Origin of the sequence: Streptomyces sp. NPDC050287, from assembly GCF_044459385.1 — a bacterium.
Taxonomy (GTDB): domain Bacteria; phylum Actinomycetota; class Actinomycetes; order Streptomycetales; family Streptomycetaceae; genus Streptomyces.
Map to the genome: position 1 here is coordinate 970,983 of NZ_JBITIY010000002.1, position 26,455 is coordinate 997,437.

Annotated in this window: 22 protein-coding genes and 1 pseudogene; 10 read left to right on the forward strand and 13 right to left on the reverse strand. The window is 70.8% G+C overall.

Annotated features, from left to right (window positions below; all coding sequences use genetic code 11):
* The first annotated feature begins 71 nt into the window (after nt 1-71).
* On the forward strand, nt 72-281 hold the full coding sequence (locus tag ACIBK3_RS09795) for a helix-turn-helix domain-containing protein (RefSeq protein ID WP_232026758.1): 210 nt from the start codon (nt 72-74) through the stop codon (nt 279-281).
* A complete protein-coding gene (locus ACIBK3_RS09800) occupies nt 281-844 on the forward strand; it encodes a Clp protease N-terminal domain-containing protein (RefSeq protein ID WP_399363657.1) in 564 nt (187 codons plus the stop codon). The genes ACIBK3_RS09795 and ACIBK3_RS09800 overlap by 1 nt, the downstream gene beginning before the upstream one ends.
* A 72-nt stretch (nt 845-916) precedes the next feature.
* Here the strand turns inward: ACIBK3_RS09800 and ACIBK3_RS09805 are convergent, their stop codons facing one another.
* The 7 genes from ACIBK3_RS09805 to ACIBK3_RS09835 form a co-directional block, all read right to left on the reverse strand.
* Nucleotides 917-1,993: a helix-turn-helix transcriptional regulator gene (locus tag ACIBK3_RS09805; RefSeq protein WP_399363659.1), complete on the reverse strand. Its 1,077-nt coding sequence runs from the start codon at nt 1,991-1,993 to the stop codon at nt 917-919.
* 1 nt (nt 1,994) lies between these two features.
* Nucleotides 1,995-2,903 (reverse strand): DUF4097 family beta strand repeat-containing protein, encoded by a 909-nt coding sequence (locus tag ACIBK3_RS09810; protein WP_399363661.1) that lies wholly within the window; start codon nt 2,901-2,903, stop codon nt 1,995-1,997.
* Between the two features lie 178 nt (nt 2,904-3,081).
* Entirely contained in the window at nt 3,082-3,264 is a 183-nt protein-coding gene (locus ACIBK3_RS09815; RefSeq protein WP_019075209.1) for a DUF6104 family protein, read from the reverse strand.
* An 88-nt stretch (nt 3,265-3,352) separates the two neighbouring features.
* On the reverse strand, nt 3,353-7,174 hold the full coding sequence (locus ACIBK3_RS09820) for a multifunctional oxoglutarate decarboxylase/oxoglutarate dehydrogenase thiamine pyrophosphate-binding subunit/dihydrolipoyllysine-residue succinyltransferase subunit (RefSeq protein WP_399363663.1): 3,822 nt from the start codon (nt 7,172-7,174) through the stop codon (nt 3,353-3,355).
* A 281-nt stretch (nt 7,175-7,455) separates the two neighbouring features.
* Entirely contained in the window at nt 7,456-8,565 is a 1,110-nt protein-coding gene (locus ACIBK3_RS09825) for an ATP-binding protein (protein ID WP_399363665.1), read from the reverse strand.
* Nucleotides 8,562-9,299: a response regulator transcription factor gene (locus ACIBK3_RS09830; RefSeq protein WP_067439493.1), complete on the reverse strand. Its 738-nt coding sequence runs from the start codon at nt 9,297-9,299 to the stop codon at nt 8,562-8,564. Before ACIBK3_RS09830 ends, ACIBK3_RS09825 begins: the two co-directional genes overlap by 4 nt.
* 123 nt (nt 9,300-9,422) lie before the next feature.
* Nucleotides 9,423-10,187: a spermidine synthase gene (locus tag ACIBK3_RS09835; RefSeq protein WP_399363667.1), complete on the reverse strand. Its 765-nt coding sequence runs from the start codon at nt 10,185-10,187 to the stop codon at nt 9,423-9,425.
* 167 nt (nt 10,188-10,354) lie between these two features.
* Here ACIBK3_RS09835 and ACIBK3_RS09840 point away from each other — a divergent pair, with 167 nt between their 5' ends.
* Both ACIBK3_RS09840 and lon read left to right on the forward strand, forming a co-directional pair.
* A complete protein-coding gene (locus ACIBK3_RS09840) occupies nt 10,355-11,146 on the forward strand; it encodes a rhomboid-like protein (RefSeq protein ID WP_399363669.1) in 792 nt (263 codons plus the stop codon).
* A gap of 440 nt (nt 11,147-11,586) precedes the next feature.
* Entirely contained in the window at nt 11,587-14,001 is a 2,415-nt protein-coding gene (gene lon / locus ACIBK3_RS09845) for an endopeptidase La (protein ID WP_399363671.1), read from the forward strand.
* A 165-nt stretch (nt 14,002-14,166) separates the two neighbouring features.
* Here the strand turns inward: lon and ACIBK3_RS09850 are convergent, their stop codons facing one another.
* The gene (locus ACIBK3_RS09850) at nt 14,167-15,027 is read right to left on the reverse strand and encodes a lysozyme (protein WP_399363673.1); all 861 of its coding nucleotides are present in this window, start codon (nt 15,025-15,027) and stop codon (nt 14,167-14,169) included.
* 241 nt (nt 15,028-15,268) lie between these two features.
* Here ACIBK3_RS09850 and ACIBK3_RS09855 point away from each other — a divergent pair, with 241 nt between their 5' ends.
* Entirely contained in the window at nt 15,269-15,763 is a 495-nt protein-coding gene (locus tag ACIBK3_RS09855; RefSeq protein WP_399363675.1) for a MarR family winged helix-turn-helix transcriptional regulator, read from the forward strand.
* Between the two features lie 81 nt (nt 15,764-15,844).
* On the opposite strand, the gene ACIBK3_RS09860 is transcribed toward ACIBK3_RS09855, so the two are convergent.
* Nucleotides 15,845-16,630, reverse strand: a complete 786-nt coding sequence (locus ACIBK3_RS09860) for a hypothetical protein (protein WP_399363677.1) — start codon at nt 16,628-16,630, stop codon at nt 15,845-15,847.
* A gap of 387 nt (nt 16,631-17,017) precedes the next feature.
* Between ACIBK3_RS09860 and ACIBK3_RS09865 the strand changes: the two genes are divergently transcribed.
* Genes ACIBK3_RS09865 through ACIBK3_RS09885 form a run of 5 tightly spaced genes read left to right on the forward strand, consistent with a single transcriptional unit; the run spans nt 17,018 to nt 22,946 of the window.
* Nucleotides 17,018-20,122 (forward strand): nitrate- and nitrite sensing domain-containing protein, encoded by a 3,105-nt coding sequence (locus ACIBK3_RS09865; protein ID WP_399363679.1) that lies wholly within the window; start codon nt 17,018-17,020, stop codon nt 20,120-20,122.
* The gene (locus ACIBK3_RS09870; protein ID WP_399363680.1) at nt 20,119-20,628 is read left to right on the forward strand and encodes a roadblock/LC7 domain-containing protein; all 510 of its coding nucleotides are present in this window, start codon (nt 20,119-20,121) and stop codon (nt 20,626-20,628) included. The genes ACIBK3_RS09865 and ACIBK3_RS09870 overlap by 4 nt, the downstream gene beginning before the upstream one ends.
* Nucleotides 20,625-21,035, forward strand: a complete 411-nt coding sequence (locus tag ACIBK3_RS09875; RefSeq protein ID WP_399363682.1) for a DUF742 domain-containing protein — start codon at nt 20,625-20,627, stop codon at nt 21,033-21,035. The genes ACIBK3_RS09870 and ACIBK3_RS09875 overlap by 4 nt, the downstream gene beginning before the upstream one ends.
* Nucleotides 21,016-21,657 carry a GTP-binding protein gene (locus ACIBK3_RS09880; RefSeq protein ID WP_399363685.1) on the forward strand — a complete coding sequence of 214 codons (642 nt, stop codon included), beginning with the start codon at nt 21,016-21,018 and terminating at the stop codon, nt 21,655-21,657. Before ACIBK3_RS09875 ends, ACIBK3_RS09880 begins: the two co-directional genes overlap by 20 nt.
* A 35-nt stretch (nt 21,658-21,692) precedes the next feature.
* Nucleotides 21,693-22,946, forward strand: coding sequence for a styrene monooxygenase/indole monooxygenase family protein (locus ACIBK3_RS09885; protein ID WP_399363686.1), 1,254 nt, complete (start codon nt 21,693-21,695; stop codon nt 22,944-22,946).
* A gap of 106 nt (nt 22,947-23,052) precedes the next feature.
* Here the strand turns inward: ACIBK3_RS09885 and ACIBK3_RS09890 are convergent, their stop codons facing one another.
* The 4 genes and pseudogenes from ACIBK3_RS09890 to ACIBK3_RS09905 form a co-directional block, all read right to left on the reverse strand.
* On the reverse strand, nt 23,053-24,114 hold the full coding sequence (locus ACIBK3_RS09890) for an NlpC/P60 family protein (protein WP_399363689.1): 1,062 nt from the start codon (nt 24,112-24,114) through the stop codon (nt 23,053-23,055).
* A gap of 112 nt (nt 24,115-24,226) precedes the next feature.
* A pseudogene (locus ACIBK3_RS09895) lies at nt 24,227-24,601 on the reverse strand (hypothetical protein).
* Between the two features lie 122 nt (nt 24,602-24,723).
* The gene (locus ACIBK3_RS09900; RefSeq protein WP_399363691.1) at nt 24,724-25,377 is read right to left on the reverse strand and encodes a TetR/AcrR family transcriptional regulator; all 654 of its coding nucleotides are present in this window, start codon (nt 25,375-25,377) and stop codon (nt 24,724-24,726) included.
* A 78-nt stretch (nt 25,378-25,455) separates the two neighbouring features.
* Nucleotides 25,456-26,391: a diiron oxygenase gene (locus ACIBK3_RS09905; RefSeq protein WP_399363693.1), complete on the reverse strand. Its 936-nt coding sequence runs from the start codon at nt 26,389-26,391 to the stop codon at nt 25,456-25,458.
* Nucleotides 26,392-26,455 lie beyond the last annotated feature (64 nt).

Here is a 26,455-nt window from a genome sequence, read left to right on the forward strand (position 1 = left end):
CGTGTGCGGATCCGGCGGACGGTTTGTCAACTGAGGTTGACGCGCGGGAGGTGTCAACGTAGGTTGACGTCATGACCGAAGCTACGGATCTCGCCGAGCGGGCGGGTGACCGCGATCCACGAGTCGGACTGCGGGCCGTCGCCGCGCTGCGTCGGCTGCTGGAGCAGTTGGAGGCGGTTCAGGTGCGCGGTGCGCGCAATCAGGGGTGGTCGTGGCAGGAGATCGCCGCGGAACTCGGTGTGAGCAGGCAGGCCGTGCACAAGAAGTACGGGAGGCATTGATGTTCGAGCGGTTCACGAAGGACGCCCGGGACGTGGTGCGAGGGGCGGTCGAGCAAGCCGAGCGCTCGGGGGCGCGGTCCGTCGAGGCGGAGCACCTGCTGCTGGCGTTGCTCGACCAGGAGGCCGGCCGGGGTTGGTTCGCGCTGGCCGCACTCGGGCTCGCAGAGGACAGGGAAACGGTGCGCGCGGCAGTCGTCGAGGCCCGGCGCCGGGCCGGGTTGTCCCGGGCGGAGACCGATGCCCTGGCCGGGCTGGGGATCGACGTCTCGGAGATCGTCGCCCGGGTCGAGGAGGCGCACGGCGTCGGGGCGATGTCCGGTGACCGGCAGGACAAGGCGTGGTGGTCGGCACGCCATACCTTCGGGCGGGCCGCCAAGGAGGTCCTGGAGAAGGCTCTGCGCATCGCCGTCTCCCGTCGTGACCGTCACATCGGCGACGAGCACCTGCTGCTGGCCCTCACCGCCCGCCCCGGCGTCCCCGCCGAGGTCCTCGCCGACCACGGAGTGACGTACGAGACGCTGATCCGTGTCCTGTACGGCGGTGGAGAGGCCAAGGCGGGCTGAGGGCCGCGCGGTGGATGTCCTGCGGTGGTGCGGCCGGCCGCGGTGGTCGGCCGTGCCGTCGGAGAGTGTCGCTCAGGACTTCGGGGTGCTGCGCAGCAGTGCCCCGATGTGGGCCGCCGCGGTGGAGAGGTGGCGGCGGGTGTCGCGGAGTTGGTCGGCTGTCACTCCGTGGTCGCGGGCGGCGTCGCGGATGTCGTCGCGGAAGCGGTCGAGGAGGCGGTCCAGGTCGCGGGCCGGGTCTCCGGTGGAGTCCTCGTGAGCCCATGACGGTTCGTACTCGGCGGGGAAGTCCTCCGGGGTGTGCGAGTACTCAGGTGCCGGGGTGGCCTTCTCCGCGTTCCCGTGGGGCCGGCCGAAGCCGAAGTCCTTCCCGAACTCCTTGCCGTAGTCCTTTCCGAACTCCCCGAATTCTTTGGCCAGTTCGGTCAGGCCCTCGCGGACGCCCGTCGGCCAGTCGCCCCGCGCGAAGTGGTCCTGCACCTGTTCCTGGACGCGCCGGGCGATGCGCTGCACGTCCTCCTGGGCCTGGCTCCGGGCTCGCTCCTGGGCCTCCTTGGCCTGGCGGCGGGCCCGCTGGGCCTCCTCGCGGGCGCGCCGGCTCTCGTCCTTGGCGCGCCGGGCCTGTTCCTTCCACTCCTGCTTGACGCGGCGCATCTCCTCCTTGGCGATGCGCCACGCCTCGTTGTCGGTGTGGTCCGTGAAGTCTCCGAAGGGGCTGTCCTGGGCGCCGTCGGTCGTGGCGCCGGCGCTTGTGGAACCCCTGCGGGCCTCGGAGGCCGCCGCTCGCATCTCGCGGCGCAGGTCTCCCGCCGCGCCGCGCACGTCGGCCCGGATCTCCGCGGCCAGTTCCGCGACCGAATCGCGGATCTCCAGCTCCAGGTCGGCCAGTTCACCGCTGCGGTCGGCCAACTCGGCGCGGCCGGCGTCCGTGATGGCGTACACCTTGCGGCCGCCCTCGGTGGTGTGGGTGACCAGGCCCTCGGCCTCCAGCTTGGCCAGACGGGGGTACACCGTGCCCGCGGAGGGCGCGTACAGGCCCTGGAAGCGTTCCTCCAGGAGGCGGATCACCTCGTAGCCGTGACGGGGGGCCTCGTCCAGCAGCTTCAGCAGATAGAGGCGGAGGCGGCCGTGGGCGAAGACGGGAGGCATGTCAGAGCACCTTCTTGTCGGTCGTGCCCTCGGCCGGGGCGCCGGTCGCGGGGGCGGTGTTCGTCTGCGGTCCGCTCTCGTGCTCCCACGGTCCGCTCTCGTCCTCGCGGGGTGGGCGGCGCAGCAGGGCGATCGAGCCGGAGACGGTCGTGGCCCGCAGTCTGCCGGTGCCCGCGCCGAGCCGGCCGGTGACCTTGTGGGCGCCCCACTGGCCGTGCACCCGCAGGCCCTCGAAGGCGTTGGAGATGGTGCCGCTCGCGGTGTTGGCCTCGACGTCCGCGTCCGCCGGCTGGGGGAGGCGGATCGCGATCTCGCCAGAGACGCTGGTCAGCCTGACGTCGGTGGGTCCGTCCGGATCCAGGTCCACGATCATGGAGCCGCTGACCGAGTCGGCCCGCACGGAGGGGCCGGAGCCCTCGACGACCGTGAGATCCCCGGAGACCGAGTTGAACCGGAGGTCGCCGGTGACTGCCTGCGCCTCCAGGTTTCCGGAGACCGTGTCGGCGTGCACCGGGCCGGAGAGCGCGACGAGTGTGGTGTCCCCGGTGACGCCCTTGACCACCGCGGGTCCGCGCAGTCCCGACACGACGGCCCCGGCGTCGACCACCCCCACCTCCACGCGGGTGTCGGCCGGCACGGCCAGCGAGACGACGGCGCTGCGCCGCCAGCCCTTGCGGTCGAGCCACTTGAGGAAGCCCTTCCAGGGCAGGTCCTCGTAGGCCACCGTCAGCCTGCCGTCCTCCTGGGTCACCACCAGGGGTGGGCCCTGGATCTCGGACACTTCCAGGCGGGCGGAACCTTCGTCGGTGCCCACCACGTTCACCGTTCCACTGACGATGCGTACGTGGAGGGTCGTGACGGGATCGTCGAACGTGAGCTTGTCGGGCTCCGTTACGGACCACTCGGACATGGTGCAGACCTCCCCGTCGCAACGCGCCATATCGCGTCTTCTGTCTTCACGATATATCGCGGGCACGGAAAGTCAAGACACTCGTTCCGGGGAGCCGTACCGACCGGGGCCTTCCTGACGGCACCGCAGACAGCGAAGGGCGCCCCGAGGGGCGCCCTCCGTGCGAAGCCGGTCGTCTCTACTCGTCGTCGTCCTCGTCGTCCAGCCGGGCCAGCCAGGTCGCCAGCCGCTCCACCGGCACCTCGAAGTCCGGGTTCAGATCGACGAAGGTCCGCAGCTGCTCGGCGAGCCACTCGAAGGTGACCTCTTCCTCGCCGCGCCGCTTCTCCAGCTCTTCGATGCCTCGGTCCGTGAAGTACATGGCTCAAGGATAAGTGCGGGGAAACGGCCGGGCCGCACCCCAGGAAGAGGGGTGCGGCCCGGTCACGTACGGCCTGCGAGGGTGGCGGTTACGCCTCGAACACCTCGCGCACCAGCTGCTCCTGCTCCGCCTGGTGCCGCTTCGCCGAACCGACGGCGGGCGACGAGCTGTGCGGCCGGGAGATGCGCCGCAGACGCTCGCCGTGGGGCACCTCCGCGCCGACCGCCAGGTCCAGGTGGTCGATCAGGTTGAGGGCGATGAACGGCCAGGCACCCTGGTTCGCCGGCTCCTCCTGGGCCCAGAGGTACTTCTCGGCGTTCGGGTACTTGGCGATCTCGGCCTGGAGCTCGGCACCCGGGAGCGGGTACAGGCGCTCGATGCGGATGATCGCCGTGTCCGTGGCGCCGCGCTTCTTCCGCTCGGCCTCGAGGTCGTAGTAGACCTTGCCCGCCGTGAAGACGACCTTCTTGACCGCCGCCGGGTCCACCGACGCGTCGCCGATGACCGGGCGGAACTGGCCCGTCGTGAACTCCTCCGCCTTCGAGGCCGCGGCCTTCAGGCGCAGCATCGACTTCGGGGTGAAGACGACCAGCGGCTTGTGGTGCGGGTTGTGCACCTGCCACCGCAGGAGGTGGAAGTAGTTCGACGGGAGCGTGGGCATCGCGACCGTCATGTTGTTCTGGGCGCACATCTGGAGGAAGCGCTCCGGGCGGGCGGACGAGTGGTCCGGGCCCTGGCCCTCGTAGCCGTGCGGGAGCAGGAGCGTGACGCCGGACGTCTGGTTCCACTTCTGCTCCGCCGACGAGATGAACTCGTCGACGACCGTCTGCGCGCCGTTGACGAAGTCGCCGAACTGCGCCTCCCACATGACGAGCGCGTCGGGGCGGGCCAGCGAGTAGCCGTACTCGAAGCCCATCACCGCGTACTCGGACAGCAGCGAGTTGTAGACGTTGTAGCGCGCCTGGTCCTCGGAGAGGTACATCAGCGGCGTGAACTCCTCGCCGGTCTCCCGGTCGATGATCACCGCGTGACGCTGGCCGAACGTGCCGCGCTGCGAGTCCTGGCCGGACAACCGGACCGGGATGCCCTCCAGGAGGAGGGAGCCGACCGCCAGCGTCTCGCCCATGCCCCAGTCGATCGTGCCTTCCTCGACCATGGTCGCCCGGCGCTGCAGCTGCGGCAGCAGCCGCGGGTGGACGGTGATGTGGTCGGGGATGTTGACCTGGGACTCGGCGATCCGCTTGACGACCTCCGTGGAGATCGCGGTGTTCACGGCCACCGGGAACTCGGCCCGCGGGTCCGAGGGCTCCACCGCCGCCGGCTGGGACGTGGCCTCGCGGACCTCCGTGAAGACCTTCTCCAGCTGGCCCTGGTAGTCCTGCAGGGCCTGCTCGGCCTCTTCCAGGGTGATGTCGCCGCGACCGATCAGGGACTCGGTGTACAGCTTGCGCACCGAGCGCTTCTTGTCGATCAGGTCGTACATCAGCGGCTGGGTGAACGCCGGGTTGTCCGACTCGTTGTGACCGCGGCGGCGGTAGCAGATGAGGTCGATCACCACATCCTTGTTGAACGCCTGGCGGAACTCGAAGGCCAGCCGCGCGACGCGGACCACGGCCTCCGGGTCGTCGCCGTTCACGTGAAAGATCGGGGCCTCGATCATGCGGGCCACGTCCGTCGCGTACATGGACGAACGCGAGGACTCGGGGGCCGCGGTGAAGCCGACCTGGTTGTTGATGACCACGTGGACCGTGCCGCCCGTGCGGTAACCGCGCAGCTGCGACATGTTCAGGGTCTCGGCCACCACGCCCTGGCCCGCGAAGGCCGCGTCACCGTGCAGGGCCACCGGCAGGACCGTGAAGTCCGTGCCGCCCTTGTTGATGATGTCCTGCTTGGCGCGGGTGATGCCCTCGAGGATCGGGTCGACCGCCTCCAGGTGCGAGGGGTTGGCGGCCAGCGAGACCTTGATCTGCTCGCCGTCCAGGCCGGTGAAGGTGCCCTCGGCGCCCAGGTGGTACTTCACGTCGCCGGAGCCGTGCATCGACTTCGGGTCGAGGTTGCCCTCGAACTCGCGGAAGATCTGCGCGTACGACTTTCCGACGATGTTCGCGAGGACGTTGAGGCGGCCGCGGTGGGCCATGCCGATGACGACCTCGTCCAGGCGGGACTCGGCCGCGCTGTCGATGACCGCGTCCAGGAGCGGGATGACCGACTCGCCACCTTCGAGCGAGAAGCGCTTCTGGCCGACGTACTTCGTCTGCAGGAAGGTCTCGAAGGCCTCCGCCGCGTTCAGCCGGCGCAGGATCCGCAGCTGTTCCTCGCGCTCCGGCTTGGAGTGCGAGCGCTCGATGCGGTCCTGGATCCACTTGCGCTGCTTCGGGTCCTGGATGTGCATGAACTCGACGCCGGTGGTGCGGCAGTACGAGTCGCGCAGCACGCCGAGGATGTCGCGCAGCTTCATCATCGACTTGCCGGCGAAGCCGCCGACCGCGAACTCGCGCTCCAGGTCCCAGAGGGTGAGCCCGTGCTCGGTGATGTCCAGGTCGGGGTGCTTGCGCTGCTTGTACTCCAGCGGGTCGGTGTCGGCCATGACGTGGCCGCGGACCCGGTAGGAGTGGATCAGCTCGAAGACCCGGGCGGCCTTGGTGACGTCGTCGTCGTGCGAGGCGTCGATGTCCTTGAGCCAGCGGACCGGCTCGTAGGGGATGCGCAGCGCCTCGAAGATGTGGTCGTAGAAGCCCTGCTCGCCGAGGAGGAGGTTCGCCACGATCCGCAGGAACTCGCCGGACGCGGCGCCCTGGATCACCCGGTGGTCGTAGGTCGACGTGAGCGTCATGACCTTCGAGATGCCGAGCTTGTTCAGGGTGTCCTGGGAGGTGCCCTGGAACTCCGCCGGGTAGTCCATCGAGCCGACGCCCATGATGACCGACTGACCGGGCATCAGACGCGGCACGGAGTGCACGGTGCCCAGGCCGCCGGGGTTGGTCAGGGAGACCGTCACGCCGGTGAAGTCGTCCATCGTCAGCTTGCCGTCGCGGGCGCGGCGGACGATGTCCTCGTAGGCCTGCCAGAACTCGAAGAAGTTCAGCGTCTCGGCCTTCTTGATGCCGGCGACGACGAGCTGGCGGTCGCCGTTCGCCTTCACCAGGTCGATGGCGAGGCCGAAGTTGACGTGCGGCGGCTTGACGAGGGTGGGCTTCCCGTCCTTCTCCGCGTAGTGCCAGTTCATCGACGGCATGGCCTTGATGGCCTGCACCATCGCGTAGCCGATCAGGTGCGTGAAGGAGATCTTCCCGCCCCGGGCGCGCTTGAGATGGTTGTTGATGACGATGCGGTTGTCGAAGAGCAGCTTGACCGGGACGGCGCGCACGGACGTGGCCGTGGGCAGTTCCAGCGAGGCGTTCATGTTCTTCGCGACCGCGGCGGCGGGGCCGCGCAGCGTCACCAGCTGCGGGCCCTCGGGCGCCGCGGCGGACTCGGCCTTGGCCGCCGGCCTGGCGGCGGGCTTCGCGGCCGGAGCGGCCGGAGCCGCCTGGGCGGGTGCGGCGGCCTTGGCGGGCGCAGGAGCCGCGGCGGCGGGCTTCGCGGCGGGCGCCGGAGCGGCCTGCGCGGGAGCCGGGGCCGGAGCGGGCGCCTGAGCCGGCGGGGCCGCGGGTGCGGGCCGGGCCGGGGTGGTGGTCCCTGCGGCCCCCGCGGCCGCAGTACCCGCCGGAGCCGAGGCGGCAGCCGCCCCCGGCTTGTAGTCGGCGAAGAAGTCCCACCAGGCACGGTCTACCGAGTTCGGGTCCTGGAGGTACTGCTGATAGATCTCGTCGACGAGCCACTCGTTGGGCCCGAACGCGGCCGCGGGGTTCTTCCCCGCATGGTCGGTGTCGGTCGAGATGCTCGAGTTACTGGGGGACTGTGGCGACACGGCGGCAACCGCCCTCTTCCGCTTCACAAGGTGATGGACAGCGGGAATCAAGGCTACGCCTTGCTGACCGGGAAGGTCAGGCCGGGCCCGTCCATCGTCGTGTAAGTCACATCAAAGCGCGGGTTTCGGGGGTGTGAATGGCGGGAAACAAGCGAGGTTCCGCTTCGCGAGGGATGACTCGGCCGGGCCTCGGCGCGCCGAGCGCGCGGGCCTGTGCCTGATCACACGTGTCCAGCCGTGCGGACGCCCGTGGATCTTGCGGTTCCGTTTCGAACTTTACGTCAACTTGGCAGAGATGGAAGTCCCGGAAGGGTGACAAGAATCCGGCAACCCCGCTTGGATTCGGCCACTCCGATGCGGCCGCCGTGCAGATCCACCGCCCACCGGGCGATCGCCAGCCCGAGCCCGGTACCGCCGTCGCTGCCGGGTCCGTGCGGCCGGTTCACGCTGCCGCGGTTGAACCGCTCGAAGACCCGGTGCCACTCCGACTGCGGAATGCCGGGGCCCTCGTCGAGAACCTCCAGCTCCAGGGACTCGGGCCGGGCCCCGCGCCGCGCCTTGACGGTGACCCGGCCGTGCGGCGGGCTGTGCTTGACCGCGTTGTCGATGAGATTCGCCACGACCTGGTGGATCCGCTCCGGGTCCGCGTGCGCGGTCAGCTCCGGCGGGGACACGTCGAGGTGGAGATGGACGTCCGTACGGGTGTGACTGCCGGAGCCGGAGGCGATGCCCGCGCGCGCGGAGGCCACCATGTTGGCCTCCTTCAGGACGCCCGAGAGATACGGCCACACCTCGAAGCGGCGTTTGCGCAGCGGTACGACCCCGTTGTCCAGCCGGGACAGGTCCAGCAGCGTCTCGACCAGCCGGCCGAGCCGCTCCGTCTGTTTCAGGGCCGTCCGCATGGTCTCCGGGTCGGCCTGGGTCACCCCGTCGACGATGTTCTCCAGGACCGCGCGCAGACCCGCGATCGGTGTGCGCAACTCGTGGGAGACGTTCGCCACGAGTTCCTTGCGCTGCCGTTCCTGCGCCTCCAGGTCGTCCGCCATGCGGTTGATCGTCTGGGCCAGGTCGCCCAGCTCGTCGCGGCGGTGCTCGCGCACCCGGCGGGTGTAGTCGCCGTGCGAGATCGACTTGGCCACCGCGTTCATGTCGTCCAGCGGCGCGGTGAGCGAATGGGCCACGAACTGCGTAATGAGGAGTGTGGCGATCATCGAGAACACCGTGATGAAGCGCAGCTCCGTCTTGGTGCGCACCGCGATCATCGACAGCCCGGTGGTGATCAGGACCGAGGTGACGACCAGCGCTCCCAGCTTGGTCTTGATCGAGAACGGGCTCACCACGCCGACCCAGGGCTCCCTGGGGTTTCTCCGACCGGTCGGCCCGTCGCTCATGGCGTCGGCGTCTCCAGGGCGTAGCCGACGCCGTGCACCGTCCGGATCCGTTCGGCGCCGATCTTCCGGCGCAGCGCCTTGATGTGGCTGTCGACCGTGCGGGTGCCGGAGGCGTCCGCCCAGTCCCACACCTCGGCCAGCAGCTGCTCCCGGGAGAGCACCGCGCGCGGGGTGTTCGCCAGGCAGACCAGGAGGTCGAACTCCGTGGGCGTCAGATGGACGTCCTCGGAGCGCACCCGGACCCGGCGCTGCGCGTGGTCGATCTCCAGTTCGCCGAGCCGCAGGATGCCGCTGCGCGGTGTCGCGGCGGCCAGCGCGGCCCGCTCGACGCGGCGCAGCAGCACATGGACGCGTGCCGCGAGTTCCCGCATGGAGAAGGGCTTCGTCATGTAGTCGTCGGCGCCGACGCCCAGTCCGACCAGCATGTCGGTCTCGTCGTCGCGCGCGGTGAGCATGAGCACCGGCACCGGCCGGGCGGCCTGCACGCGGCGGCAGACCTCCAGACCGTCGAAGCCGGGCAGCATGATGTCGAGGATCAGCAGATCGGGCTGCCAGGCCTCTGCCGTGTCCACGGCGGACGGACCGTCGACCGCCGTTTGCACGAGGAATCCCTCGGCGCGCAGGCGGGTCGCGATGGCGTCCACGATCGTCGGGTCGTCCTCGACGACCAGGACCCGGCGCTGTGCGCCCGGAGTCGCCGTCGTGCCGTTGTGGGAGGTGTGTGTCTGCTCCATCGCCCGCCCCTGAGGTGTGCTTTCCGGAACCAGTGGGGTGGTTCCTTGTCTGCGCATGACTGCGATTGACGCTTGAATGATCGGCGTCAGGGAAGCAGGGTACGGGCAGTTACCGCGCCTTTGCTATCCAGGCCGGACGGCGAGATGCACGACGTCCGGAACGCCCCGGGCAACGGGGATCTCTTCGGTACGCACCTGTTGGAACCCGGCATTCCGCAAGGTTCCCTCGAATTCCGGTGAGGGCTGGGCCGACCACACCGCCAGTACCCCTCCTGGCCTCAACACCCTTGCGCAGCTTGCGAGTCCGGCGGGTGAGTAGAGGCTGTCGTTGTCGTCCGTGACCGTCCAGTCGGGGCCGTTGTCGACGTCGAGGCACAGCGCATCGAATGTGTCGCATGTCTCATTGACGAATGCGACCAGATCGTTTTTCAGAATCTCGGTGCGGGGGTCTGCCAGGGCGGTGGAGGTAAGCGCGGACAGGGGGCCGCCGTCGCGGTGCCAGTCGATGACGGCGGGCTCGCGTTCCACCACCGTGATGCGGGCCCAGCGGGGGTCGGCGGCGGCGTGGGCGAGGGAGAAACCGACGCCCAGGCCGCCGATGAGCAGGGTGGGGCGGGGGTCGAGGGGGCGCGGTTCGTGCGGTGCGCGGGGTGAGTGGGGTACGTGCGGTAAGTCCGGCGCGTGGAGTGCGTTGAGCGCCTCCAGCGCCGCGTCGACCAGCCGCCTTTCGGAACGGCCGTCCGAAGTGTCCATCAGGAAGCAGCCGTTGGCGATGATCTGCAGCAACCCGCCGTGCCGCCGCAGCACGATCTCGCCGTGCGGGCCCTCGCGCCGGTCCAGGACTTCGGGCGTCTCGGGATGGTCGGGGATGTCGTACGGGGTGAGCACCGGACCATCCTGGCACGTGCGCGGTGCGGGGGGAGGGCGTTGACGGGTCACGGTGGGCCGGGGGGCTTTCTGGGAAGTTGCTGTGAATGGCGGCTTTCGTGGCGCCCGTCACAGACAGCGTCGCGTGGGACGCTGAGGGTGGGGCGAAACGGAAGGAGCGCCTCACCGTGGAACGGACTGCGAGGGCTGCCGACGCGACGCCGCCCGTGGGTGCGGTTGCTCCGCCGTACGACGCCTGCTTCGCCGATGTGTCGGGGCTGCTGCCGGGACTGCCGGGGCAGCGGGCCCGCGAGGCTCGGGTGCCGGTGGCGGAGACCGCGGCGCCTGTGGCGGTGGCTGCTGCTCGGCGTCTTCGCCCGTGGCGGTTGCTGCCGACGCCCGCCGGTACGCCGTTCACCTTCGGTTACGTCGTCGTCCTCGTCGTCACCTCGCTGGTCACGGAGCACGCCGCGCCTTCGCTCGTGCACACCCTGCACCAGGGTTCCAGCACCGATGTGGCCCACCTCTTGCGGACGCCTGTGCCGGTGCTGCTGGCGAGTGCGGTGTGGATCGCGGGCGGGATGCTGTCGCCGTACGCGATCGGGCTCGTGGTGGTCTTCACGGCGCTGGAGCGGCGGATAGGGGGAGCGCGGACGGCCTGTGTTTTTCTGCTCGGGCATGTCCTCGCCACGGTGGTGACCGAGGGGGCCGTGGGTATCGGGGTGCTGGTCGGGCACCTGCCGGACAGCTCGCTGCATCGCCTCGACTACGGCGTGAGCTTCGGCGTCGCCGCCGGGGCGGGGGCGCTGGCCGGGCTGCTCACGCCGTGGCTGCGGTGGCCGTTGGTGGTCGGGGTCGGGGTCATGCTGGTGATGGACCTGATCGCGTTCACGGATCCGCTGACGAACTGGGGGCATCTGACGGCGTTCGCGGTGGGGGTGGCGTTGTGGCCTTCGGTGCGGCGGTGGCGGCGGGGGTAGCGGTCGCGGGCGCGGTCGGGTGTGCCGGCGCGGTCGGGGGTACCGGCGAACTCGGGGGTACCGGCGAACTCGGGTGTGCCGGCGAGGTCGGGCGGCGCAGCCCAGGGGGCACAGGTGCGGCCGGGTAGTCCATGCTCCGCGTCGCCGCCGAAACGGTCTGCCACCTCGGCAAAGGCGCGGTCGACGGGAATCCACCCGTCGGGTTCCGACGGATCATCAGGCAAGCGCGGGCCCGGTCGGATCAGTAAGGCCGAGATGCATGGCCAACCTCTCTGCGCGGCCAGGGGACTGACGCATGCGCAGTCAGGCCGGCCCAGCCAGGTCCACCGTCGCGGGACACCGGTGACGTGATCGCTCAGAGCGAACGAGGGGTGGGGAACAATCCGGGGCTCCCAGGCATTGAGTCGGCATAGCTCAACTTGACTGCCGAAGGGGAGATCATGGCTTCGACGTCCACACCGCTCACTCTGCCTGTGCTGCCGCTCGACGACGAGGTCGTGCTGCCCGGAATGGTGGTTCCGCTGGACCTGAATGACGCCGATGTGCGGGCCGCGGTGGAGGCCGCTCAGGCCGCCGCGCGCTCGGAGCCCGGCAAGCCCCGGGTTCTGCTGGTGCCGCGCATCGACGGGACGTACGCGAGCACCGGTGTGCTCGGCACCGTCGAGCAGGTCGGCCGGCTGGCCGACGGTGACCCCGGTGCCCTCATCCGCGGCCGCGGGCGGGTGAAGATCGGTGCGGGGACCACGGGGCCGGGTGCGGCGCTGTGGGTCGAGGGAACGAGGATCGACGAGAGCGTGCCCGAGCCGCTGCCGGGGCATGTCGCCGAACTCGTCAAGGAGTACAAGGCGCTTGCCACGGCCTGGCTGCGGAAGCGTGGTGCCTGGCAGGTCGTGGACCGGGTGCAGGCGATCGACGATGTGTCCGCTCTCGCCGACAACTCCGGGTACTCGCCCTTCCTGACCACCGAACAGAAGGTGGAACTGCTGGAGACCGCCGACCCGGTGACCCGGCTGAGGCTCGCCACCCAGCAGCTGCGGGACCACCTCGCCGAGCAGGATGTCGCCGAGACCATCGCCAAGGACGTCCAGGAGGGTGTCGACAAGCAGCAGCGGGAGTTCCTGCTGCGGCGTCAGCTGGAGGCCGTACGCAAGGAACTGCGCGAGCTCAACGGGGAGTCGGAGGGCGAGGAGTCCGATGACTACCGGAGCCGTGTCGAAGCCGCCGATCTGCCGGAGAAGGTCCGTGAGGCCGCTCTCAAGGAGGTCGACAAGCTGGAGCGGGCCAGTGACCAGTCGCCCGAGGGGTCGTGGATCCGGACCTGGCTCGACACCGTGCTGGAGCTGCCGTGGAACGAGCGGACCGAGGACCAGTACGACATCCAGGGCGCCAAGGCGATCCTCGACGCCGAGCACGCCGGGCTTCAGGACGTGAAGGAGCGGATCACCGAGTACCTGGCCGTGCGCAAGCGTCGTACGGACCGGGGCCTGGGTGTCATCGGCGGGCGCCGTGGGGGTGCCGTGCTGGCGCTCGTCGGACCGCCCGGTGTCGGCAAGACCTCGCTGGGTGAGTCCGTCGCGCACGCGATGGGGCGGAAGTTCGTCCGCGTCGCGCTCGGCGGCGTGCGGGACGAAGCCGAGATCCGTGGGCACCGGCGTACGTATGTGGGCGCGCTGCCCGGGCGGATCGTCCGCGCCGTCAAGGAGGCCGGGTCCATGAACCCGGTGGTGCTGCTCGACGAGATCGACAAGGTGGGGTCGGACTTCCGGGGCGACCCGGCCGCCGCTCTGCTGGAGGTTCTCGACCCGGCGCAGAACCACACCTTCCGGGACCACTACCTGGAGGTCGAGCTCGATCTGTCGGATGTCGTCTTCCTCGCCACGGCCAACGTGCTGGAGGCGATCCCGGAGGCACTGCTCGACCGGATGGAGCTGGTCCGGCTCGACGGGTACACGGAGGACGAGAAGATCGTCATCGCCCGTGACCACCTGCTGCCGCGTCAGCTGGAGCGGGCCGGTCTCAGCAAGGACGAGGTCACGCTCGACGAGAGCGCGCTGCGCAAGCTCGCCGGGGAGTACACCCGTGAGGCCGGCGTCCGCACCCTGGAGCGGTCCATCGCGCGGCTGCTGCGCAAGGTCGCGGCCCAGCACGAACTGGGCGAGCGGAAGCTGCCGTTCATGGTCCGGGACGAGGATCTGCGCGCTCTGATCGGCCGGCCCCACCATGTGCCGGAGGCCGCCCAGGATCCGGCCGAGCGGCGGACCGCGGTGCCGGGCGTGGCGACGGGTCTCGCCGTCACGGGCGCGGGCGGTGACGTCCTGTACGTCGAGGCGTCGCTGGCCGACCCGGAGACGGGTGCCGCGGGTCTGACCCTGACCGGGCAGCTCGGCGACGTGATGAAGGAGTCGGCGCAGATCGCGCTGAGCTTCCTGCGCTCGCGTGGCGCGGAGCTGGAACTGCCCGTGGGCGACCTGAAGGACCGGGGCGTGCACATCCACTTCCCGGCGGGCGCGGTGCCGAAGGACGGGCCGAGCGCGGGCGTCACGATGACGACGGCGCTGGCGTCGCTGCTCAGCGGCCGTCTGGTGCGTACGGACGTGGCGATGACCGGTGAGGTCTCGCTGACCGGCCGGGTGCTGCCCATCGGCGGCGTGAAGCAGAAGCTGCTCGCCGCGCACCGGGCGGGTGTCACGACCGTGATCATCCCGAAGCGCAATGAGCCCGATCTGGACGACGTCCCGGCGGAGGTGCTGGACAAGCTCGACGTCCACGCCGTCACGGACGTCCGCCAGGTCCTGGAGCTGGCGCTCGCCCCGGCGACGAACGAGGCCGCGCCGGAGGTTCCGGTGGCGGCGTGACGGACGCCATCGGTTAAGGGAAGGCCCGGGTCCCGTGAGGGAGGCCCGGGCCTTCGCCGTACCTGACGTACCTACGTACTTGACGTGACAGACGTGACAGACGTGACAGACGTGACAGACGTGACAGACGTGACGAATGTGACCGAAGTGACGGCGGTGCGGTCGTCAGCCGTTGGCGAGGGCGACCACGCGGTCGAGCGCGCCGTTGAACCTGTCGTGGTCGCCGACGGTCGGGCCGGAGGAGGTGTACTGCCACATCGTGTAGTAGCTCCAGCCGGCCGGGAGCGTGCCCACGGTGGAGGCGTACCGGGCGATCCAGAGCGGGTTCGCCGCGGCGAAGCCCGCGTAGTCGCCGGTGCACTGGGTCCACCAGCTGGTCGCCGTGTAGATGACGGCGTCGCGGCCGGTGCGGGCCTTGTACCGGTTCAGGAAGTCGCGGATCCAGGTGACCATCGCGCTCTGGGTCTTGCCGTAGCAGGCGTCGCCGTACGGGTTCCACTCGATGTCGAGCGCCCCGGGCAGGGTCCTGCCGTCCTTGGACCAGCCGCCGCCATGGTCGACGAGGTAGTCGGCCTGGGTGGCGCCGCCGGTCGTGTCGGGGGTCGCGAAGTGGTAGGCGCCGCGGATCATGCCGACGTCGTACGAGCCGTTGTACTGCTGGGCGAAGTACGGGTTCGTGTAGTACGTGCCTTCGGTGGCCTTGGTGTAGGCCCAGCGGACGCCGCTGTTCCACAGGGTCGCCCAGGCCACGTTGCCCTGGTGGCCGGAGACGTCCACGCCCTCGGTCTGGACGGCGCGGGTGCCGGCCGGGACGCCGCCCTGGCCGTCGTGGGCCACGACGCCCATGCCCATGTGGGCCGAGCCGCGGGCCGGAGCGGTGGCGTCGGTCAGCGCGGTGGCGGTGGTGGGCGCGGTGGTGGTGGCGGCCGAGGCCGGGACGGTGAGGACGAGGGAGAGGGCGGCGAGCAGAAGGCCGGCGAGTAAGACGCGCCGGGGGCGGACCGGTCCGGGTCTGTGCACGGGCATGGCGTGCCTCCGAGGGCTCGGTGATGCTCGGTGGGTAACGCGGGCGGTGTGCATCGAGGGAGTACTGGCGTGCGCATGCCAGCGATTCCCTGGCAAAGAAAGCTACGCACGTAGACCGGCGGGTGGGAAGAGGGGTCGGAGGCTGCCGTTGGTCTGAGCCTGCGAAATACTGGCGGAGCTGCGGCGATGACGACGGTGGGCGGAAACTTTCCGGACCGGGAAAACCGAGACAGGGGCTGACGTGCACGAACACGGAAACGGCGACGGACGCGGAGTCGAATCCGACGTGTCCGGGAGCGGTCTGAACCACCCCGGGTTCCTCGCGCTGGAGCGGGAGCTGACCGTTCTGCTGCGGCGTGCCCGTGCCAACCAGGCCGAGATGGCCCGCGAGGTCCACCCGGACCTGGAGTCGGCGGCGTACGGCCTCCTCGTACGCCTGGACGAGTGCGGCCCGCAGCGGGCCACCGCACTGGCCGGCTACATCGGCGTCGGCAAGGCCACGATGTCCCGTCAGCTGCGCGCCCTGGAGGACCTCGGTCTGGTGGCCCGCGAACCGGACCCGGCCGACGGCCGGGCCTGGCTGGTCGCCCTGACCCAGGAGGGGCACGACCGGGTGACCCGGGTGCGCGAGGCACGGCGCGCCCGGTACGCCCGCCGCCTGGAGAACTGGGATTCGCGGGAGGTCACGGAACTGGCCCGGCTGCTGCACGAGTTGAACCGGGGGATGGAGAGGTAGGCCCAGGGGCCGCCGGTGTCTTCCTCCCGTGTCAGCCTTCGGTGTTTCCCTCCGGGAGATCCGGCAGACCTCCGTCCGTCCTCATAGCTCCACGTACACCACCGTCGCGTCGTCGTGGGTCTTGCTGCGGCCCAGGAACGCCCGGTCCGTATCGGCCCGTTCGAGGGCCCGCACCCGGTCCACCAGGGCCTGCGGGCCCTCCTTGCGGACGTAGGTGAAGCAGTCCGTCCAGTCGCCCTCCCGGAACTTCTCCACCCAGCGGGTCGCGCCGTCCGTCAGGGCGGCCAGGGCGCGCACGTCGACGCGCGGCACGGTCCCCGTCACCGCCCGGGCCGCCACCGTCGGGTCCGCCGCCGCCGTGAAGAAACCGCCTTCCTTGTTGCGGACGGTGGCGTCGATGAGCGCGTCCGTGGCCAGGGCGGAGCGGGGGAGGAGGGCGAGGCGGTCGTCGAGGTGGGGGGTCACCGTGCCGTCGGGGGAGTCCAGCAGGAGCGCCGAGTCGGAGAGGATCAGGTACTCGACGGTCTCCTCCGACCAGCGGGCCACAACTACTGTGGCCTGTGGGGTGCGTGGGTGAGAAAGGTCACAAGAGGATTGATGGGCCTCGGCTGTTCGAAGAATCGCCCGGGAGAGGATCTCCGGCAGGGGTAGATCTCGGCAGGAAACGGTCAGTTCGGTCAGGGCGCCGCCGAGGCGCGCGGTGAACCAGGGGACGGAATGCCCGCAGCCCGTCGCTCCCTCGGGCGGCGTCACTCCGTCCAGGACCACCAGTGCGCCGCCCAGTCCGGAAGCCGGTAGGGCGAGGCTCGCGAAGTCCTCGTTGGGGCGGGCCCGGTCGCCGGGCTCCGAGACAAGTTCCGTACGCATTCAGCCAGTCTGCACGAGCCCTTCACAAGGTGCGCGAAAGGCTGGCAAGGATTGCGGGATTGACGCAGCCGTGCAGGTCAGACGCCTGGTTTGGGATGGAATGATTCGCTCCGGGAAGGCGTGGTGGCGAATATTGCCACCGCCCGCCGTGGACGTCCAACCGGCCCGCCGCCCGGGGCTGCCGCACGGTCCGCAGGAACTTGCCCGCCCGCTCCCGTCCGATGTTCACTCCTTCGGGTGGCGGGTCAGGTGATGCGCGACCACCGCCCACCGGCACTGGGAGGGTCGGGAACCGTACCGGGTGTATGCACCAGTTGGGCCCGATAGATGGGCTGATGGGGCGTCATCCGGACCATGGGTATTCACGAGTCAGGAATGCGAGCACCGGTGCAGAAGACGCGGCCTCGTCGTACGGGCAAGCAGGCGGCCTCCGGCAAAGGCGTGGAGCAGACACCCGGCACGCCCCACCCCGGCACGTCCGGCGTCCCTCACGCCGACACGTCCGGCGTCCCCCACCCCGGCGCGCCCGGTGGCGTCCCCGGCGGCCCCGGCGCCGTTCCCGCCATCACCCCCGTCGGCAAGGGCCGTCCCGCGCACGTCCGCACGCGGCTGATTCTCGCCGTCGCCGTCGTGGCCGCCGCGATCGCCGGGGCCGGCACCCCGTCCCTGGTCACCGCCTCCGAGCAGCTCAGCGACTCCCAGGACCTCGTCACCCTCGCCGAGCAGACCCAGGACGCGCTCGCCCTCGGCCATTCGCTCGCCGACGAACGCGACGAGGTCACCTCGTACATCGCGGCGGGGCGACCGAAGTCCAAGGCCCCTTCCGAGCAGGAGAGCGCCCTGGTCGACCGGCAGGTCGAGGAGCTGCGCGCCGACCCGGACACGCCCGCCTCCCTGCGCGGCGACCTCGACGCCATCGCCTCCGTGCGCCATGCCGCACTCACCGGGCAGAGCAGTGCCCTCAAGGCCCACCAGGCCTACTCCGCCGCCATCACCGAGCTGCACCGGCTCGCCGAGCAGCTGGCCGAGCTGATGCCGCCCCGCGCGGGTTCCGGCGCCCACGCGTTCGCCGAACTGGACACCGCCGTCCAGCAGGCCGCCGCCACCCGAGGGCTGCTGCTCGCCGCACTGAACGTGCCGACGACGACCCGGACCGTCATCGACCCCCTCACCGGTCTGCCGACCACGCGGACCGGCTCGTCGAACGCCGACTCCGCGCTGCGCGACGCCCTCAGCGCCGCCGCCCAGCAGGCCCGGCTGCGCTCCGACGTGGCCCTCGCCGACTTCCGGGACTCCGCGCCCACCGAGGCCAAGTCCCGCTACGACGCCACGGTCACCGGTCCCGAGGTCAACTCCGCCGAGAAGTACCTCGCCACCCTCACCGACCAGCCGACCCTGAGCAACCGCGAGCTCGACACCAGCTCCACCAGGGTCGACGCCGCCCTCTCCGCCCGGATCGACGCGATGCGCGGCGCGGAGGCCGCCCTCTACGACCGCCGGGTCAAGGAGCTCGCCCAGCTGCGCGACGACGACGTCACCGCGCTGGAGATCCGCATCGCCCTCCTCGGCGCCCTGATGCTGCTGGCCGTCGGTGTCGCCACCGCGATGGCCCGTACCCTCACCCGGCCGCTGTCGGTCCTGCGGCGGGGCTCGGCCCGGCTCGCCGGGGCGGAGAACCTCGTCGCCGAGGAACCGATCACCTTCACCGGCCGCGACGACGAGTTCGCCCAGGTCGTCCGCTCCGTCAACGCCCTGCACGCGCACGCCGCCGCCCTCGCCGAGCGCGTCACCACCCTGGAGTCCGACCGCAAGCACCTGGTCGGCCAGCGGCAGCGGATGGCCGACGCCCGCGAGCAGCTCAAGGCCGAACTCGCCGAATCGGGCGCTCAGCTGGAGCGGCTGCGCACCAGCATCTCCGCCACCTTCGTGAACCTCGCGCTGCGCACCCTGGGCCTGGTCGAGCGGCAACTGGCCGTCATCGAGGGCCTGGAGGAGCGCGAGCAGGACCCGGACCGGCTCGCCACCCTCTTCAAGCTCGACCACTTCGCCACCGTCATGCGCCGGCACAGCGAGAACCTCCTCGTCCTCGCCGGCACCGAGCACGTCCAGCAGACCGCCGGTCCGGTCCCGCTCGTCGACGTCGTACGCGCCGCGGTCAGCGAGATCGAGCGGTACGAGCGCGTCCGCATCGCCGCGCTGCCGCCGCACGCGCACGTGGCCGGCTTCGCCGCGGACGACCTGTCGCACCTGCTCGCCGAACTCATGGAGAACGCCACCTCGTTCTCCCCGCCCGACCTGCCCGTCGAGGTCTCCGGCTGGCTTCTGGAGAGCGGCGAGGTGATGCTCTCCGTCCAGGACGAGGGCATCGGCATGACCGCCGACCGGCTGAACCGGCTCAACACCCGCCTCGCGGACTTCACTCCGGACACCTCGTACGAGTCCTACGAGTCTCACGGATCCCACGGATCCCACGGATCCCACGGATCCCACGGATCCCACGGATCCCACGGATCGGACGGGTCCGGCGGCTCCGCGGCGCAGGAGGGCGAGGAGGGCCTCGGCCTCGGCCTGTACGTGGTGGCCCGGCTCGCCCACCGGCACGGGGTACGGGTGCGGTTGCGCGAGCAGAAGCAGGGCGGGGTCGCCGCGGTCGTCGTCCTGCCGAAGGGCCTGCTGGCCGCCGCGCCGTCCGCCGCCGTACCGACGGCGTCGTCCGCACCGGCGGCGGCCGGCACCCACGGCTTCTCCCTGCCGGGCGCGGACGCCGAGGTCAACTCCAACGTCCTGAGCGGCCGTTCGAAGGGCGAGGACCCGCTGGTCGCGCTCGCCGAGAAGGCCGTACGGCGGTCGGAGGCGGAGGCGACGGCGGAAGGGGACGGGGAGACCGAAGGGGCCGAACGACCGGCACCGGAGGCGCGGACCGTCCTCGAGACCCCGGCCGAGACCCCGGCCGAGACCACGATGGAGCTCCTGCTCCCGGAACTCGCGGAGCTCCCGGAGCCCGCCGAGCAGCGTCCCGAACCGGCCGCCTCCGACGAGGCGACGGACCCGGATCCGCACTCGCACCCGGATCCGCACCGGGACCCGGCCCCGTCCACCGATCCGCACGCGGACACCGATCCGCGCCCGGCACCGGCCCCGTCCCCCCACACGATCGGCCCGGACCCGGCCCCCTACACGTTCGGCGCCGACCGCCACGAGCGCGTCCCCGATCAGCCGGCAGAACTCGTCACCGACAAGGGTCTCCCCAAGCGCACCCCGAAGATCACCGCCCCGGCCGCCGTCCCGCGCCCGCGCGGCGGGTCCGTCGACGCCGAGGCACTCCGCCGCCGGCTGGGCGGCTTCCGCCGGGGGGCGGAGGCGGGCTACCGCGACGTGGAGGCGGAGATCTCCGAGCACACGGGGCAGCACCAGGTGCCCGCACAGGGCGCCGCAGGAACCGCACAAGCCGAAGAAGCCACGGGGGGCACCGTCGAGGAGGCAAGCAGTTGACCGCGCCCAGTACCTTCGGACTGAGCCGTGAGGCCCGCAATCTTCACTTCCTGCTGACCAATCTCGTCGAGGAGGTGCCGGGCATCCAGTCGGTCGCCGTGGTCTCCTCCGACGGCCTGCTCCTGCTCTCCTCCGACGCACACCGTAACGCCGAGGCCAGGGAGGCCCGCGAGACCAAGCCCTCCGGTCCGCGCGGCTCCGCCGCCGACCTCGCGACCATCGTCTCCGGCATCGGCAGCCTCACCGTGGGCGCCGCCAAGCTGATGGACTCCGGCCCGGTGAAGCACACCATGGTCGCGATGGACGAGGGCAGCCTGTTCGTGATGTCGATCAGCGACGGTTCGCTGCTCGGTGTGCACGGCAACGCGGACTGCGACATGAGCGTGGTGGCGTACCACATGGCGCTCTTCGTGGGCCGCGCCGGGCACGTGCTGACGCCCGAACTCCGCAGCGAGCTGCGGGAGTCGCTGGAGCAGGATCCGACCGTGACGAGGAGTACGGCATGAGCGATTCGCCGACCAGGCTTCCCGTGCGCGGCGCCGACCGCAAGCCGGCCCGGGTGCGCCCGTACTCGCTCACCGGCGGCCGTACCCGCTTCGGGCACGTCCTCCTCGTGGAGACGTTTGTCGCGGCGCTCGAAGCGCCCGAGGAGCGCAAGGAACTGGCGAATGGTTCCCTCACCAGCCGGGTCATGCCGGAGATGCGGGCCATCGTCGAACTGTGCCGCCGGATGCGCACGGTGGCCGAGATCGCCGCGCTGCTGAAGATGCCGCTCGGTGTGGTCCGGGTGCTGCTGAGCGACCTGGCGGACCAGGGAAAGATCCGTGTCTACGGGACGGGGACCGGTCACGGCACCGGCCGCCCGGACCGCGCGCTGCTGGAAAGGGTGCTGAGTGGACTCCGTCGTCTCTGACGCCGCTCGTAGCGTCGTCTCCCCGTTCGTCGAGGCCGAGGAGGACCTGAGGTCCTGGCAGACGGACCGCACGCGCGCCCCGATCGCCACGAAGATCGTCGTGGCGGGCGGCTTCGGGGTCGGCAAGACCACCCTGGTCACCGCCGTCTCCGAGATAACGCCGCTGCAGACCGAGGCGCTGATGACCGAGGCGAGCGAGGAGCACGACGACCTCACCGCCACGCCGCAGAAGCTCACGACCACCGTGGCCATGGACTTCGGGCGGCTCACGCTCGACGACGACCTGGTGCTCTACCTGTTCGGCACGCCGGGCCAGCAGCGGTTCTGGTTCATGTGGGACGACCTGGTGCGCGGCGCGATCGGCGCGGTCGTACTGGCGGACACCCGCCGCCTGAAGGACAGCTTCCCGGCGCTGGACTACTTCGAGAGCTGCGGGCTGCCGTACGTCGTCGCCGTCAACCACTTCGACGGCAGCGAGCTGTTCGATCCGGACGACGTGCGGGAGGCGCTCACGATCCCCGCACACATACCTGTCATGATCATGGATGCTCGGCGCAGGATCTCGGTGATCGAGACCCTCCTGTCGCTCGTCCGCCACGCGCTGGACGAGACACCCGAGTAGTTCTGAGCAGTCCCCCGTAAGGAGCCAGCACCCGCATGCGGAAGATACTCGTCGTCGGAGCCGGTCAGTCCGGTCTCCAACTCGCCCTCGGACTCCAGTCGCACGGCTACGAGGTCACCCTGATGTCCAACCGGACGGCGGACGAGATCCGTTCCGGCCGGGTCATGTCGACGCAGTGCATGTTCCACACGGCACTCCAGCACGAGCGCGATCTCCAGCTGAACTTCTGGGAGTCCCAGGCCCCGAAGATCGAAGGGCTCGGCGTCTCGGTGGCGGCCCCGGGCTCCTGGGCCGAGGGCCCCGCGGCCCGGGCGATCGACTGGGTGGGCAGGCTCGACGGGTACGCGCAGTCGGTCGACCAGCGCGTGAAGATGGCCGGCTGGATGGAGACGTTCGCCCAGCGCGGCGGCCAGCTGGTCATCCACGGCGCGGCCGTCGGCGACCTCGACTACTTCTCCCGTACGTACGACCTGGTCCTGGTGTCGGCGGGCAAGGGCGAGCTCGTCCAGATGTTCGCCCGGGACCCCGAGCGCTCCCCCTACAGCGAGCCGCAGCGGGCCCTGGCGGTGTCGTACGTCCACGGGCTGGGCCCGCGCCCGGAACACCCCGACCACGACGCGGTCCGCTGCAACCTCGTCCCCGGCGTCGGCGAGCTGTTCGTCATGCCGACGCTCACCACGTCCGGCCGCGCCGACATCCTCTTCTGGGAGGGCATACCCGGCGGTCCGCTCGACGTCTTCAACGGCGTCAAGGATCCGGGGGAACACCTCTCCCTGACCCTGGAACTCATGGAGAGGTTCGTGCCCTGGGAGTACGCGCGGGCCACGAAGGTCGAACTGACGGACGCGGGCGGGGTGCTGAGCGGCCGGTACGCGCCGACCGTGCGCAATCCGGTCGGCCGGCTGCCCAGCGGCGGTCTGGTGCTGGGCGTCGCCGACGTCGTCGTCGCGAACGACCCGATCACCGGGCAGGGCTCCAACTCGGCGTCCAAGTGCGCGGCCGCCTATCTCGCGGCAATTCTCGAGCGCGGGGAGAAGGAGTTCGACGAGGAGTGGATGCGGGGGGCGTTCCAGCGGTACTGGGAGACGGCTCAGCACGTCACCAAGTGGACCAACGCGATGCTGGCTCCGCCGCCGGAGCATGTGCTGAACCTCATCGGGGCGGCGGGGCAGTTGCCGCCGGTGGCGGACCGGTTCGCCAACGGGTTCGACGACCCGGCCGATTTTGAGAACTTCTTCTATGAGCCGGAGAAGACCGGGGCGTATCTGGGGTCGGTCACCGGAGCCTAGTCTCCGTGGGGGTCGCGGGGAGTCGGCGGCCGCGGGTCGTGTGCGGCTGGTCGCGCCCACGCGGGCGAGCGGCTGGTCGCACCCACGCGAGGAGCCGCACAATGTCTCAGCCCCGCGCCCCCTCGGGCCGGACATCCGGGCGTACGGCTCCGAGGATCGGGTGGGACGCGATCGGCGAGAGCTTGATCTTCTCGCCGGGGCGGGGGGCCTGGACCACCCTGCCCTTCCCCACGTACATCGCCACGTGCGTCGCCTCGGGGAAGTAGATCACCAGGTCGCCGGGGCGTAGTCTCCGCAGCGGGATCTTCGGGAGTTTCGCCCACTGTTCCTGGCTGGTGCGGGGGATGGGGGCGCCGGCCTTCCGCCAGGCCTCGGAGGTCAGGCCCGAGCAGTCGTACGACCTGGGGCCCTCGGCGCCCCATTGGTACGGCTTTCCGATCTGGCGCACGGCGTAACGTACGGCCTTCTCGCCCTGGCCCGACGGCTTGTCGTCGTCGTTGAGGGCGCCGGACGTGACCAGCTTCCGCTGGGCCTTGGCGACGCCGTCCTTCTCGAACTCGGCCAGGGCGGTGAGCTGTTCGGGGGTGAGGGAGGCGAGGAGTTCCTGGACGTCCCGCAGGCGCCGCTGGACCTCGTCACGGGTCTTCTTCTGCCGGGCGGCAAGGGTGAGTTGGGTGTCGAGGGACGTGCGGGCCCTGCGGGCCAGGGCGGCGGCCTTCTTCTCGGTGCCGGCCAGGCGGCCGACCGTCTCGGCCCGCTCCCGGGCCAACTGGCCGATCACATGGCCCTGGTCGAGCGCACGCTGGGGATCGCGGGCGAGGAGGAGACGGACGTACGGGGAGATGTCGGTGGTGCTCTGGTACTGCTGGCGGGCCAGACGGCCCGCCGCGCCCCGGCTGTCGTGCAGGGCGAGACGGGCGCGGGCGAGTTCGCTCTCCAGCCGCCCGGTCTGGGCCCGCTGTTTCCTCAGCTTCTCCTCGGTGGCGTTGTAGGTCTCGGTGGCCCGTTCGGCCTCCCGGTACAGCCGCTGAAGGTCCGTCAGCAGGTCGGACAGGGAGCGGTGGCCCGGTTCCCCCGGCTCGGGAGCGGCCGTCGCCGGCAGTGGCGCGAGGACCGTTCCAGCCGCGATCGCCGCCGTACAGACGAGACGCAGAAGCCTTTCTGACACGTCATCACCTCCGGTGCGGAGCAGGCGGTCCTTCCGCGGGGCTCCGCATCGCGAGCTTCAGAGGTGTGCCGGAGGTTCGCGCGCCGGGTGTGCGCGCTTCGGCGCAACCTGGTCACCCGTGCGTGTCGTCCGGCTTGCCGCCCGGCGTGGCGTCTGGATCGGCGCCGGGTTCGACGTCCGGCGTGGAGTCGCGTCATGAGTCCGGTTCCGCGTCCCGGTTCGCCTCCGGTTTCGACCAGGGCCACTTGAGCCCGCTGTCCCGCTTCCCCTCCGGGTCGTACTCGTACTTCCAGCCCTGCTGGATACCCAGCCTTTTGCTCTGGCCACGCGGGACCCGGCGGTAGACGAGCACGGTGGGCGGGCCGCCGGCGGCGTCCGGGACCGGGATGCGGTACGTCTTGGGCGGGTGCCCGGTCGGGCCCAGCAGGACGGGCAGGACCCGGCCGTCCATCGGTCCGCCCTCGAAGGGGGTGTCTTCGCTCTTCACGGCACCAGTGTCGCCCTCCGCGGCCCGTACCGGCCGGACGGCCGCCCTCAGCCCTCCACGGCCATACCGGCCGTACGGCCGCCCTCAGCCCTCCCCGGCCCACACCCGCCGTACGGCCGTCGTCAGCCCTCGGCCAGCAGGGCCTCGGCCAGCGCGGAGGTTTGCGGGTCGCGGCGCGCGGTCACCGACAGCACCGCCACGAACTGCTCCACGAGCCAGTCCCGCAGCTCGTCGGCGGGCGGCTGCTTGTCCTCGTCCAGCCAGATCAGCGAGGCCGCCTCCACCGCGGTGATCCACATACGGACCGTCATCCGCAGCCGTGGGCCGGGCTCCGTGACCCGCAGATGGCTGAGGATGTGCTCGGCGGCGGCCCGTCGCACGCCGTCCACGATGGCGGTCGTACGGGACGTCTCGACCACGCTGCCGCCCTGCAGCAGGGCGCTGAAGCCGGCGTCGTGCTGGTCGACGAAGGTGAGGTAGCGGTCCAGGGCACGGGAGAGGCGGACCAGGAGGGGGCCCTCGCGGGGCTCGTCGAAGCACTGCCGGAGTTCCTCGGCGGCGGACCTGAGGGCGGCCTCGTACAGTTGCTGCTTGCCGCCCGGGAAGTACCGGTAGACCAGGGGGCGTGAGACCCCGGCCGCCTCCGCCACGTCGTCCAGCGACACCTCCTCGGGCACCCGGTGCGCGAAGAGGGACAGCGCGGCGTCGAGGAGCTGACTTCGGCGCTCCTCGACGCTCAGGCGGCGGTAGGCGGGTGTGGGGGCGGAAGGGGTCATGACCGGCAGCGTAATCGCTGGGGCTTTTGCCGGTACCCGGGCAAACAAGGCGGTACGCCCTGGCCCTTCAGGCGACGTCTAGGCCAGAAGCCCCGACGACCGCCACAGCCGCCGCCCGACTCCCCGCAGGACCCCGATGTCGTCCAGGAAGTCCGTGAGCCGCTTCGCTCCCGTCTGCATGACCTCGCGGCGGTGGCCGCTCGCCTTCACCTGTGCGAGAGCCTCCCGTCGGTCCAGTCCCACATTCGTGTAGACGTCGGGGTTCACGAACGCCACGGAGAAAACGCGGGCGAACTCGCCGGAGGTGACCCGGGTGAACTCCTGCGACCACCTCGGCGCGGTGACCATCTGGCGCCGCAGCTCCTCACGGGCGTACCGCACATGGCGGGCCTCCTCCACGACGTGGATGCGGGTCACGCCCCGGATCAGCGGCTGCACCCGCTCGTCCGGGAAGGTCAGCCGCTGCATCCAGTCGAGGACCTCCTCGCCGAGCAGGGTGGCCGTGAAGGAGCCCGGGGTGGTGGAGATGGTCTTGAAGAGCCGGCCGAGGTGCTGGTGGGCCCGGCTCACCGGGTACCAGGGCGTGCCGCCGCGCGAGATGAGCCGGGCGAACATCTTCGAGTGGCGGCACTCGTCCTCGATCTCGGTGAGCGCGTACCGCACGTGCGCGCTCGTCGCCGCCTTGTCGTAGATGTGCCGGACCAGCAGCTGCATGAGGATGATCTCGAACCAGATCCCGAGCGAGGCGAGCGCGGCGGCCTCGTGCCGGGAGAGAAGGATCCGCTGTTCCTCGCCCATCCGCCTCCACAGCGGGGTGTCGTACAGCGACACCAGCTCGGGCGGCCAGAACCACTTGCCCTCCTCCAGGGGCGCCTCCCAGTCCAGTTCCTCGTCCGGGTCGAAGGAGTGCTTGGCGGAAGAGGCGAGCAGCCGTTCGGCCACCAGCTCCCGGTCCTTGAGCAGCCCGAGCGCGTCGCGCAGGCCTTCCAGCGCGTCGGCTTCCGTCAGGGTCATGGTTCTCCCACCTCGTTACCCGGGGTCACATCCTCCGTGCTTATGAGACTGCTTGTCAGCAAGG